Source organism: Pseudomonas sp. VI4.1, from assembly GCF_002029345.1.
Taxonomy (GTDB): Bacteria; Pseudomonadota; Gammaproteobacteria; order Pseudomonadales; family Pseudomonadaceae; genus Aquipseudomonas.
Map to the genome: position 1 here is coordinate 1 of NZ_MULM01000060.1, position 12,289 is coordinate 12,289.

Here is a 12,289-nt window from a genome sequence, read left to right on the forward strand (position 1 = left end):
CATCCAGGCTGGCATCGGTCGGCAGTTCGGCGGGCCGACTGAGGCGCTGGGTGGCACCGGATTTCAACGCCCGGGCCATGCCGATCAACTGCACCCGAATCAGCCGATGCTCGGCTTTGAGCGTCGATTGCAGATCGGCCATGGCCACGGGGTCGTTGGTATCCGGCCGGGTGTTGCCGAGGATTTCCAGGGTGCTGATACACAGGGCGCAGATGGCGCTGGATGGCATCGAGTTCGGTCATGGAAATCCGCACTTCCTTGGACACCGACGGCATCAGCGAGCGCAGTTGCAGCATCACCGTGTTCAGGCGGCCCATGATTTTGTGGTATTCATCATCGCTGACCGACTGGCCATTGATGATGCGGGCGTGGATCGCCGCGCAGTCGCGCAAAGCGTCGGCCAGGTTGTAGCGCCAGGAGTAGACCGCGTACAGCGGCAGGGCGAAGGAAAACGCCAGGGCCAGGGCAATGCCGATCAGGATATCGACTCCGCGCCACAACCCGTCGGTGACTGGATTGTCGCCATGCCCGGCGACGATGAACACGGTGATCGCCGACAGCAGCGCGGTGTAACCGCCCTTGCCGATGGCGTGGTACGAGAAAAACCCGCACACCACGGCCATCTCGAAATAGGTCAGCCAAGGCATGCCGAGCCAGGCCTCTTGCGCCACCAGCGCCAGACCGACAGCGGCGCCGATCAAGGTGCCGATGGCGCGTTCGGCAGCCTTTTTGCCGATATTGCCGTGATGCTGCAAGCCGCCGATCACCACCAGCATCGTCACCGATGCCCACTCACCATGGGGCAGGTTGATGCCGGTGGTCAGCAGGATCGTGGCCAGCAATCCAAGCGATACGCGCACCGCGTGGATCAGTCTGGCGTGGCGATAGCGCCGGTACGGGTCCAGTAACGGACGCAGCATCCGGCGCAGCAGTGGTGGCAGTCGGTTGGCTCTGAATGTGCTCAGGCTTGATCTCCTCAGAAAATGTAATCGGTGGTCAGGAAACTCGAACTGCGTCCGCTGATGATATCGCTGATGAGTTCCTTGTTGGTTTCCTGAAACTTGGTCGCCACCAGTGTCCTGATCGAAAACACCCGCAGCGCATCATGTACCGACAGCGTGCCTTCGGCGGAGTTCTTGCGGCCGTTGAACGGGTAGGTGTCCGGGCCGCGCTGGCACTGGGCGTTGAGGTTGATTCGCCCGACCTGGTTGGCGAAGGTGTCCACCAGCCGGCCGACCGCCACCGGGTTGGTGCCGAAGATGCTCAACTGCTGGCCGAAGTCCGATTCCAGGACGTAGTCGATCACCGTGTCCAGATGCCGGTAAGGCACGATCGGCACCACCGGGCCGAACTGTTCTTCCTGATAGACACGCATCTGCGGTGTCACCGGGTACAGCACGGCAGGGTAGAAGAACGAGGCGCGGGCTTCACCGCCATTGGGGTTGACCACGGCGGCGCCTTTGCTCACCGCATCGGCCACCAGCGAGTGCAGGTAATCGACCTTGCTCGCTTCCGGCAATGGTGTCAGCGCCACGCCGCTGTCCCACGGCATGCCGGGTTTGAGCGTGGCGAGTCTGGCGTTGAATTTTTCGATGAAGGCCTCGACCACACCTTCGTGGACGAAGAGGATTTTCAGCGCGGTGCAGCGCTGACCGTTGAAGGACAGGGAGCCGGTCAGCGCTTCACTGACCGCGTTGTCCAGGTCCACCTCGGGCAGGACGATACCGGGGTTCTTCGCATCCAGACCCAGCGCCGCGCGCAGGCGGTGCGGTCTTGGGTGCAGTTTTTTCAGGTCGCTGGCGGCCTTGTTGGTGCCGATGAACGCAAAGATGTCGATCTTGCCGCTGGCCATCAGCGCGCTGACGGTCTCGCGGCCGCTGCCGTAGATCACGTTGATCACCCCGGCCGGGAAGCTGTCGCGGAAGGCTTCCAGCAGCGGACGGATCAGCAGCACGCCGAGTTTGGCCGGTTTGAACACCACGGTGTTGCCCATGATCAGCGCCGGAATCAGCGTGGTGAAGGTTTCGTTCAACGGGTAGTTGTAAGGCCCCATGCACAACGCCACGCCCATGGGCACGCGGCGGATCTGGCCGAGGGTGTCCTGTTCCAGCTCGAAGCGACTGGAGCGGCGGTCGAGTTCCTTGAGGGCGTTGATGGTGTCGACGATGTAGTCGCAGGTGCGGTCGAACTCTTTTTCCGAGTCCTTGAGGTTCTTGCCGATCTCCCACATCAACAACTTGACCACCGCTTCACGTTGTTCGCGCATGCGGCCGAGGAAGGTTTCGACGTGCTGGATCCGTTCGGCCACGCGCATGGTCGGCCACAACCCCTGACCCCGGTCATAGGCGCGGACGGCGGCGTCGAGGGCGGTCAATGCGGTGTCGGCGTCGAGCAATGGCGTGCTGCCGAGGATGACTTGTTCGTCGCCGCTCGCACCGGCCAGGTACACCGGGCTGCGGACTTGGGCGAGGGGGCCTGACCAGGTTTTCAGCTCACCGTCGACCAGGTATTCACGCTGCTCGATCTGGCCGTCGAGGCGGTATTTTTCCGGGATGTCGCCGGCAGAGGGAAACAGGTTGCCAAGGATCTGTGCTGTGGTCATGTCGCTACCCCGTCTGGATTGGGTGATGCGGATAAGGTCTGTTATCGCCATGCACTGCGATCAGGTCAAGGCCTGATCACGACGCGGCTGTCGAAAGTAGTGGAAACCAGTCGCGCAGTGGTTTGAAACCCTGAGCAGGCTGCGCGTTCGATCAGCCTGGCTGAAACGTTTTACCAGATCGCTGCACCGATTGTCATGACCCACGGCATGCTGCCTGTCCTGATTGGTTAAAAGTCCCTGCGCCGTGCGGCGAGGCAGCAATCTTTTACCCCGGGAACACACAACGGCCAACGCTGGAGGTAAACTTCGCGCTCTTTCCAAAGGAGTTCATATGAGCCACTACCAGCCGGGCATTCTCGCCACCCCAGTCCCCCCTCAAGCCCGTCATATGTTCTTCGCACTGGAATCGACCGCTGCACTCCCGGCCGCGCTCGACAACTTGATGCAACTGGTGGACGGCAAGTCGGTTGTGGTCGGTTTCGGCGAGTCCCTGGTCAAGGCGCTTCATGGCCAGATCGAAGGCCTGCGTCCCTTTCCGGCGCTGACCGGGGTCGGCGTCGACAACCCGTCGACCCAGCACGCGCTATGGTGCTGGTTGCACGGAGTCGACCGTGGCGAGTTGCTCAATCGCAGCAACGCCATCGAAGCCGCCCTGGCCCCGGCCTTGCGCCTGGTGCAGATGAACGAAACGTTCCGCCACCTCACCGGGCATGACCTGACCGGTTACGAAGACGGCACCGAAAACCCCCACGACGAAGCCGCCGTGGCCGCCGCGCTGGTGGGTGAGGGCGCCGAAGGCCAGGTGGGAGGCAGTTTCGCCGCGATCCAGCAGTGGCAGCACGACCTCAAAGGCTTCAATGCGATGCCTTCCCATGAGAAGGACAACATCATGGGCCGCCGCCTGAGCGACAACGAAGAGCACGACGATGCGCCGATCTCTGCCCACGTCAAACGCACCGCCCAGGAAAGCTTCGCCCCTGAAGCGTTCGTGGTCCGTCGTTCGATGCCGTGGATCGAAGGTGACCGCGCCGGCCTGATGTTCCTCGCCTTCGGTTTTTCCCTCGATGCGTTCGAAGCCCAATTGCGGCGCATGAGCGGCCTGGAAGACGGCATCACCGATGGTCTGTACCGCATGAGCCGGCCGATCACGGGCGGCTATTACTGGTGCCCGCCGCTCAAGGATAGTCATCTGGATTTGCGCGCATTGCGCGTCGGCTGAACTGTGTGTAGGAGCCGGCTTGCTGGCGAAGGCGTCGTGATGGGCGCTGCAAGGCTGGAGGGCGCCTTCGCTGGCAAGCCAGCTCCTACAGGGGATCGTTGTCGAATTCGGGATTGGTGTACGGCCCGGTTACCTGTGTAGGAGCCGGCTTGCTGGCGAAGGCGTCGTGATGGGCGCTGCAAGGCTCGAGGGCGCCTTCGCTGGCAAGCCAGCTCCTACAGGGGATCGTTGCCGGATTCGGGATTTGCGCGCATTGCGCGTCGGCTGATTATCAAGGAGTGAATATGAACCTGGTGCGCTGGGGCATGATCGGGTGTGGCAGCGTCGCTGAGCGCAAGAGCGGACCGGCCTTCTACAAGGCTCCCGGCTCGGCGCTGGTGGCGGTGATGGGGCGACGGCTGGAGGTGGTGACCGATTATGCTGCGCGCCACGGCATCGCCAGGACCTACACCGACGTCGAGGCGTTGATCAACGATCCCGAGGTGGACGCGGTGTACATCGCCACGCCGCCCGACAGTCATTACGCCTACGCCTTGAGAGTGGCCGCCGCGGGTAAACATTGCTGTGTCGAAAAACCGATGTCGCTGAATGCCGGGCAAAGCCGGGAGATGCAACAGGTCTTTGCCGATGCCGGGCTGCACCTGTTCGTGTCCTATTACCGACGTTCGTTGCCGCGTTTCCAGCAGGTGCGGCAGTGGTTGGAAGCGGGGCGAATCGGCGAGGTCCGGCACCTGAGCTGGACCCTGACCAAGGCGCCGTCGGCAGAGGATCGCGGCGGTGCCGGCAACTGGCGTACCGATCCGGCGATTGCCGGTGGTGGCTATTTCGCAGACCTGGCCAGCCATGGCCTGGACCTGTTTCAGTACCTGCTCGGTGACATCGTCGAAGTTGCCGGTTTCACTGCACGACAGGCCGGGTTGTATGCCGCCGAAGATGCGGTCAGTGCCAGTTGGCGCTTTGCCAGCGGGGCGATGGGCATGGGCTGCTGGAACTTTGTCGCGGATCGGCGCGAGGACCGGGTCGAGGTGATCGGCAGCAAAGGGCGGATCAGCTTTTCGGTATTCGATGAGCATCCGGTTCAGCTTGAAGCGGATGAACACCTCAGCCTGCACATTGAACATCACCACCACATCCAGTGGCATCACGTGCTGGGCATGAACGCGCATATCCGGGGCGAATCCCGGCATCCGGCGGTGGCCGAAGAGGCGTTGAAAACCGATTGGGTGATGGACCAAATACTCAAGCGCAGCTGAACCTGTGGGACGAGCTTGCTCGCGATAGCGTTGGCGCAGTCGGCAATGATGTTGACTGACACGACGCCTTCGCGAGCAAGCTCGCTTCCACAAGGACTGGCGCTGCGCATCTAACCTTATTCCCAAACAGTATTTCTCAAGCCATCTGTTAGAACTTTAAGATCACGTCATAACTCGTTATGACAAGTGATCCTCCATGACCGATAACGTTCTATCCCTGAGCAGTGTTCCGCTACACACCCAACTGCGGGATGTACTGCGCGCCCGCATCCTCGACGGCGAATATCCGCAAGACAGCCAGATGCCGTCCGAAAGCGAGCTCGGCGCGCTGTTCAAGGTCAGCCGCATCACCGTGCGCCAGGCGCTTGGGGACCTGCAGAAAGAAGGCCTGATCTTCAAGATCCACGGCAAGGGCACCTTCGTCGCCAAACCGAAAACCTTTCAGAACGTCAGCACCTTGCAAGGCCTGGCCGAGTCCATGACCGGTCGCGGCTACGAAGTGATCAACCGCCTGCGCAGCTTCAGATTCATCCCGGCCGACAAGCTCGTCGCCGAGCGTCTGCGGGTGGCCGAAGGCGAGATTGTGGCGCAGATCAAACGGGTGCGGCTGATCAATCGCGAGCCGATCTCGCTGGAGATCACCTACCTGCCCAAGGCGGTTGGCGAGCGGCTGGAAAAGGCCGATCTGGTCACCCGCGACATTTTCCTGATCCTCGAGAACGACTGTGGCCTGGCCCTCGGTCACGCCGACCTGGCCATCGACGCGGTACTCGCCGACAGCGACCTGACCCAGGCGCTGAACGTCGAAGCCGGCTCGCCGATCATGCGCATCGAGCGTCTGACCCACGACGCCAGCGGCCAGCCCCTGGACTTCGAACACCTTTACTACCGCGGCGATGCCTTCCAGTACCGCCTGCGAATCGACCGGCAAAAAGGGGATCAGGCATGACCCACAACGCTACCACCAGAAGCACGCTTGAGCAGGAATACGACATCGTCGTGATCGGCGGCGGCACCGCCGGGCCCATGGCGGCGATCAAGGCCAAGGAACGCAACCGCGAGCTGCGGGTGCTGCTGATCGACAAGGCCAACGTCAAGCGCAGCGGCGCGATCAGCATGGGCATGGACGGCCTGAACAACGCGATCATTCCCGGTCACTCGACGCCGGAGCAGTACACCAAGGAAATCACCATCGCCAACGACGGCATCGTCAATCAGGCGGCGGTGTATGCCTACGCGACCCATAGCTTCGAAACCATCGAGCAGCTCGATCGCTGGGGCGTGAAATTCGAGAAGGACGAAACCGGCGACTACGCGGTGAAGAAGGTCCACCACATGGGCGCCTACGTGCTGCCGATGCCGGAAGGGCATGACATCAAGAAAGTCCTGTACCGCCAGTTGAAGCGGGCACGGGTCAGCATCACCAATCGGCTGGTCTGCACGCGCTTGCTGACGGACGAAGGGGGTGCGGTCAACGGCGTAATGGGCTTCGATTGCCGCACCGCGGACTTCCATGTGATCAAAGCCAAAGCGGTAATTCTGTGCTGTGGCGCGGCCGGGCGCCTGGGGCTGCCGTCCTCGGGTTACCTGATGGGCACCTATGAAAACCCGACCAATGCCGGCGACGGTTACGCGATGGCCTATCACGCCGGCGCGGAACTGGCGAACCTGGAATGCTTCCAGATCAACCCGCTGATCAAGGACTACAACGGCCCGGCCTGCGCCTACGTCACCGGCCCATTGGGCGGTTACACCGCCAACAACAAGGGCGAACGTTTCATCGAGTGCGACTACTGGAGCGGGCAGATGATGTGGGAGTTCCACCAGGAGCTCGAAAGCGGCAACGGCCCGGTGTTCCTCAAGCTCGATCACCTGGCCGAGGAAACCATCCAGAACATCGAAGAGATCCTGCACAGCAACGAACGCCCGAGTCGCGGCCAGTTCCACGCCAACCGCGGCACTGACTACCGCACGCAGATGGTCGAGATGCACATCTCGGAGATCGGATTTTGCAGCGGTCACTCGGCGTCGGGGGTGTGGGTCAACGAGAAGGCCGAGACGTCGGTCAAGGGCTTGTACTCGGCGGGCGACATGGCCGCGGTGCCGCACAACTACATGCTCGGTGCGTTCACCTATGGCTGGTTCGCCGGCACCAACGCGGCGGATTTTGTCGCCGGGCGCGAGTTTTCAGCGGTCGATGCGCAGCAGATCGAAACGGAACAGGCCCGGGTCTATGCGCCACTGGATCGTGAACACGGTCTGCCGCCCGCGCAAGTCGAGTACAAGCTGCGGCGTTTTGTGAACGACTACCTGCAGCCGCCGAAAGTCACCAGGAAGATGCAGATCGGCCTGCAACGCTTCAGCGATATCCAGCGCGATCTCGATCAGATCAAGGCCCACAACGCCCATGAACTGATGCGCGCCATGGAAGTCAGCATGATCCGCGACTGTGCCGAAATGGCCGCCCGCGCTTCGCTGTTCCGCGCCGAGAGTCGCTGGGGGCTGTACCACTATCGGGTCGACCACCCGCAACGCAACGACAGCGACTGGTTCTGCCATTGCCACCTGAAGAAGGATGAAAACGGGCAGATGAGCAGTTTCAAGAAAGCCGTCGAGCCTTACATCATCCCGCTGGATGCCGAGGAAATGCAGGCCTACGACCGGCTGCGAGTCGGTGCCTTTGCTGCCTGAGCCTCACCCGAAGAGAGACCGCGAAATGGCTTATCAACCCCAGGAAATCTTCTTTCGCTCAAACGCGCCGGTCACGGTCGATGAGGATCTGTGCATCGCCCATAAAGGCTGCACCGTGTGCGTGGATGTTTGCCCGATGGACCTGCTGGCGATCAACCCGGGCACGCAGAAAGCCTATATGGCCTTCGATGAATGCTGGTACTGCATGCCCTGTGAAAAGGACTGCCCGACCGGGGCGGTGAAAGTCGAGATTCCGTATCTGTTGCGCTGAAACCGGGACCCTGTAGGAGCTGGCTTGCCAGCGAAAGCGGTGTGTCAGTGACAGAGATGTTGAATGTGTTGACGCCTTCGCCAGCAAGCTGGCTCCTACAGGGATTTGTGCCGAAACGAATTTTGCAGACGCCAGGGAAACCTGTGGGAGCGGGCTTGCCCGCGAAAGCGGTGTGTCAGTGACAGAGATGTTGAATGTGCTGACGTCTTCGCCAGCAAGCCGGCTCCTACAGTGGATCGAGGCCAACCGTAAATCTTGCGTACGCCAAGCAACCTGTGGGAGCGGGCTTGCCCGCGAAGAGGCCAGCCGAAACAACCACAAAGCTATCCGGCCACCCCCGGACGCTTGCTTCAAACCACCCCTCGTTTCCCACCGCGCCCTGATCGTGGCGGAGACGAATATCCAAAAAATGATTCGAGGGGATCTACCTATGTTATTGCGTGCAGCATTTGCCGGTCTGGTACTGGCTTCATTCACCTTGCCGGCGCAAGCCGAAACCATCCGCATTGCCATCGGCACCCAGGACACCACGATCAACTGCGCCGCCGGCGGTCTGTTGATTCGCGAGTTGGGCTTGTTGGACAAATACCTGCCCCATGACGGCCCCTACAAGGATGCCCAATACGAGGTGCAGTGGAAGAACTTCACCAGCGGCGCGCCCCTGACCAACGAGATGGTTGCCGGCAAACTCGACTTCGGCGCCATGGCCGATTTCCCCGGGTCGTTCAACGGCGTGGCGTTCGAAACCGCGGGCAAGCACAGCCTGTTCATCAGTGTGCTGTCGGGCAGTATCAAGGGCAGCGGCAACGGCATCGTGGTACCGAGCGCCTCTACCGTGCAGTCACTGGCCGAGCTCAAGGGCAAGACCATTTCCGTGCCGTTCGCCTCCACCGCCCATGGCATGTTGCTGCGCGCCGTGGCCGCCCAGGGCTGGGACCCACTCAAAGACGTGAACATCATCGCCCAGCCGCCGGAGGTCGCAGGCTCGGCGTTGCAGGCCGGGAAAATCGACGCCCACGCCGACTTCGTGCCCTTCGCCGAACTGTTCCCGAGCCGTGGTTTTGCGCGCAAGATCTATGACGGTTCCCAGGCGAACGCTCCGACGTTCCACGGCGCACTGGTCGATCAGGCATACGCGAAAAAGTACCCGGAAATTGTCGTCGCCTACCTTCGCGCCAGTCTCGAAGCCAACCAGTTACTGACGGCCGAACCCGAGAAGTACAGCGAGTTGATCGCCAAGGTCACCGGGGTCGATGCCGAGGTCAATTACCTGTTCTACGGCCCGCTCGGGGTGCAGACCCGCGACCTGAGCTGGAAGCCGGAATACCGTCAGGCCGTCGCACCGCCATCGATACCCTCAAGCTGCTGAAGAAGGCTGACCGCGGTCTCGACCTGAACACCTTCATCGACGATCAATACATCCGCGCCGCCTTCAAGGCCTCCAACCTGGATTACAGCGCACAGCTTGCCAATTACCAGCCGACGCCGCTGACCACGGTGGACGCACTGAGCGGCAAGGCCATCACCGATTTCAGCCATGTGGCCGGGATCTGGGTGCGCGGCGAGGCGAAAGTCCGTCAATACGCCTCGGTGGAGTCGGCGTTCAGCGCGCTGGCGAGCCTGAAGCAGGAAGGCAGGAACATCCGCGCGGTGTATGCCCAGGCGAGTGACAGCGGGATCAAGTTGCTGGCGGATCAGGCGTGGTTTGCCAGTGATGCGCAAGGGCGCCTGAGCGCGTTCCTGCTCAAAGGCCAGGCCCAGCAGTTCGCCACGGCCCAAGGCGGCAAGGTGTTCGATTTCACCGATGCCACCACCCAGGCCGTTGCCGTCCGCTGACCTCGCGGTCCTGTGTAGGAGCCGGCAAGCCGGCTCCTACAGGCGAACGACGTCGTATGAAAATATCGAGTTCACCAAAGATCCATTGTAGGGGCGAGCCTGCTCGCGAAAACGGTCTGGCATTCAACATTGATGCTGGCTGGTCCGACGCCTTCGCCGGCAAGCCGGGCTCCTACAGGGTTCAAGGTTGAGAGGAAGAATTGTGTACCGATCATATTTGCGCTGGGTTCCAAGAGCCGCCTCATTGCTGCTCTGCCTCCTGTTCTGGCAATTCGCCGCCAGTGGCCACTGGAACCTTGGCCTGGTGACTTTCGCCAACGTCCCGACGCCGCTCGCGGTGATCGACGCCGCCCTCGGTCTCGGCGATTCCGGCAAGCTGGTCCAGCACCTGAGCAGCAGCCTCGGCCGGGTGTTTGCCGGTTACCTCGCGGCGCTGATCATCGGCGTCGCCCTCGGCCTGGCCATCGGTCGCTCGACATGGGCTGAAGACGTGTTGCTGCCGCCCCTGGAAGTCCTGCGGCCGATTCCGGCGGTGGCCTGGATTCCGCTGGCGATCCTGATGTTCCCGTCGTCCGAGCTGTCGATGGTCTTCATCACCTTCACCGGCGCGCTGTTCCCGATCCTGCTCAACACCGTGCACGGCGTCGAAGGCGTCGACCCGCGGCTGATCGCCTCGGCGAAAAGCCTCGGGGCAGGGCGGCGGGCGATTCTGCTGGAAGTGATCCTGCCCGGCGCCGCACCGAGCATCATCACCGGCCTGGCCATCGGCATGGGCACGTCGTGGTTCTGCCTGGTCACCGCGGAAATGATCTCCGGCCAGTACGGCATCGGCTATTACACCTGGGAGTCCTACACCATCCAGAACTACGCCGACATCGTGGTCGGCATGTTGCTGATCGGCGTACTCGGGATGGGCAGCAGTCTGCTGATCAAACGGCTGGGCGGGTTGTTCACGCCCTGGCACCGACCACGAGGAAAAACCTGATGAGCGTGATGCAAACCCCTGAAGGACGGATCGACATCCGCCAATTGTCCATTGTCCTCGGCCAGGACAAACACGCCTTCGAAGCCGTGCAAGGCCTGGACTGCCAGATCGAGCCGGGGCAGTTCGTGTGCATTCTCGGGCCGTCCGGTTGCGGCAAATCGACCTTGCTCGGCGCATTGGCCGGGCATCTGCAAAGCCATACCGGCACCCTGAACGTCGACGGCGCGCCAGTCTCGGGCCCATCGCCCCAGCGCGGCATGGTGTTTCAGCATCACACGCTGTTCCCCTGGCGCACGGTGCGCGAGAACGTCGCCTTCGGCCTGAGAATGCGTGGCATCGGCAAAGCCGAACGGCACCGGGCCGCCGACGAAATCCTCGCGTTGGTCGGCCTCGCAGGTTTTGCCGAGCGCTGGCCCGATCAGCTGTCCGGCGGCATGCAGCAAGCGGGTGGAAATCGCCCGGGTGCTGATCAATCGCCCACGGCTGTTGCTGATGGACGAGCCTTTCGGCGCCCTTGATGCCCTGACCCGGTTGAACATGCAGGAACTGCTGCTGGATATCTGGACGCGCATCCGCACCACGGTCGTGTTCGTCACCATGACATCGACGAAGCGCTGTTCCTCGCCGACCGTCTGCTGGTGATGAGTTCGCGCCCGGGCCGGATCATCGAAGACCTGCGTCTGGATTTTCCCCGGCCGCGCACCACTGAGCTGGTGACAAGTCACGCGTTCTCCCGCTTGAAGCGTCATTGCCTCGAGTTGCTGCGTCACGAAGATGGTCGGCAGCTGCGCGCCTGAACCCTCTCGGACTTCCCCCTGAAAATAAACTGCCGCGGTTTGCCCTATGACCTCTCTATTCGATGTAACCGATAACGACGACATTCTTGCCCTGCAACCGCGCCTGACCGATGAAGATCCCGGCGTGCGGCGGATTGCCCTGATCGAACTGGCCGACCTCGAGGAGCCGGATGGCCTGCTGTGGCTGGTCGATCGGCTGGCGCAAGGACCCGACCGCAGAGGTTCGCGCCGAAGCGGCGCGGCTGCTGGAGGCCTGGGAGGACGCGCCCGTGGTCGACGCACTGTGCCGGGCCTTGACCGATCCCTCCCAGGCGGTGCAGGCCGCTGCCGCGCAAAGCCTCAGCCTGATCAAGAGCGAAGCGGCGGGCCGGGTGATTCTGCCGTGGACCGGGCATGACGACATCAGCGTGCGCGTCGCCGCGTTCAGGGCCTTGCGCGAGTTGCGCTTTCCCGATGCCGCGCAAGCTGCAGCGGTCGCGCTGAATGATGAAGACGCCAGCGTTCGCCGCGAAGCCGTCGGCGTACTCGGCTGGCTCAAGCAGCTCGATGCCTTGCCGGCGCTGGCCCGGCTGGCCAGTGACGATCCGGACACCGAAGTCCGCCGCGCCGCCCACCGGGGCCTTGGGCCTGGCGTG

The 12,289-nt window shown here is 62.3% G+C and carries 7 protein-coding genes and 4 pseudogenes; 9 read left to right on the forward strand and 2 right to left on the reverse strand.

The genetic code is table 11. The annotated features are described in order from the left end of the window. Together BZ163_RS01575 and BZ163_RS01580 are read right to left on the reverse strand one after the other, a co-directional pair. A pseudogene (locus BZ163_RS01575) lies at positions 1-920 on the reverse strand (FUSC family protein); the annotation flags it as partial. A 56-nt stretch (positions 921-976) separates the two neighbouring features. Further along, complete coding sequence (locus BZ163_RS01580; RefSeq protein ID WP_128869519.1) at positions 977-2,602, reverse strand: NADP-dependent glyceraldehyde-3-phosphate dehydrogenase; 1,626 nt, start codon at positions 2,600-2,602, stop codon at positions 977-979. Between the two features lie 331 nt (positions 2,603-2,933). Here BZ163_RS01580 and BZ163_RS01585 point away from each other — a divergent pair, with 331 nt between their 5' ends. The 9 genes and pseudogenes from BZ163_RS01585 to BZ163_RS01625 all read left to right on the forward strand — a co-directional run. Beyond that, positions 2,934-3,821: a Dyp-type peroxidase gene (locus tag BZ163_RS01585; RefSeq protein ID WP_128869520.1), complete on the forward strand. Its 888-nt coding sequence runs from the start codon at positions 2,934-2,936 to the stop codon at positions 3,819-3,821. 284 nt (positions 3,822-4,105) lie between these two features. Continuing rightward, entirely contained in the window at positions 4,106-5,074 is a 969-nt protein-coding gene (locus tag BZ163_RS01590) for a Gfo/Idh/MocA family protein (protein WP_128869521.1), read from the forward strand. A 196-nt stretch (positions 5,075-5,270) separates the two neighbouring features. Continuing rightward, a complete protein-coding gene (locus BZ163_RS01595) occupies positions 5,271-6,023 on the forward strand; it encodes a GntR family transcriptional regulator (protein WP_128869522.1) in 753 nt (250 codons plus the stop codon). After that, complete coding sequence (locus tag BZ163_RS01600; protein ID WP_128869523.1) at positions 6,020-7,765, forward strand: fumarate reductase/succinate dehydrogenase flavoprotein subunit; 1,746 nt, start codon at positions 6,020-6,022, stop codon at positions 7,763-7,765. The genes BZ163_RS01595 and BZ163_RS01600 overlap by 4 nt, the downstream gene beginning before the upstream one ends. Positions 7,766-7,790: 25 nt before the next feature. Further along, positions 7,791-8,036, forward strand: a complete 246-nt coding sequence (locus tag BZ163_RS01605) for a ferredoxin family protein (RefSeq protein WP_128869524.1) — start codon at positions 7,791-7,793, stop codon at positions 8,034-8,036. 430 nt (positions 8,037-8,466) lie between these two features. Then, positions 8,467-9,872: pseudogene (locus tag BZ163_RS01610) on the forward strand (ABC transporter substrate-binding protein). Between the two features lie 202 nt (positions 9,873-10,074). Further along, the gene (locus tag BZ163_RS01615; RefSeq protein ID WP_128869525.1) at positions 10,075-10,857 is read left to right on the forward strand and encodes an ABC transporter permease; all 783 of its coding nucleotides are present in this window, start codon (positions 10,075-10,077) and stop codon (positions 10,855-10,857) included. Next, a pseudogene (locus tag BZ163_RS01620) lies at positions 10,857-11,704 on the forward strand (ABC transporter ATP-binding protein). The gene BZ163_RS01615 and the pseudogene BZ163_RS01620 overlap by 1 nt, the downstream one beginning before the upstream one ends. Further along, positions 11,701-12,289: pseudogene (locus BZ163_RS01625) on the forward strand (HEAT repeat domain-containing protein); the annotation flags it as partial. The pseudogenes BZ163_RS01620 and BZ163_RS01625, both read left to right, overlap by 4 nt.

Coding starts and splice junctions, on each gene's coding strand:
- BZ163_RS01580 (WP_128869519.1), bottom strand. CDS start 2,602: ATGACCACAGCACAGATCCTTGGCAACCTGTTTCCCTCTGCCGGCGAC.
- BZ163_RS01585 (WP_128869520.1), top strand. CDS start 2,934: ATGAGCCACTACCAGCCGGGCATTCTCGCCACCCCAGTCCCCCCTCAA.
- BZ163_RS01590 (WP_128869521.1), top strand. CDS start 4,106: ATGAACCTGGTGCGCTGGGGCATGATCGGGTGTGGCAGCGTCGCTGAG.
- BZ163_RS01595 (WP_128869522.1), top strand. CDS start 5,271: ATGACCGATAACGTTCTATCCCTGAGCAGTGTTCCGCTACACACCCAA.
- BZ163_RS01600 (WP_128869523.1), top strand. CDS start 6,020: ATGACCCACAACGCTACCACCAGAAGCACGCTTGAGCAGGAATACGAC.
- BZ163_RS01605 (WP_128869524.1), top strand. CDS start 7,791: ATGGCTTATCAACCCCAGGAAATCTTCTTTCGCTCAAACGCGCCGGTC.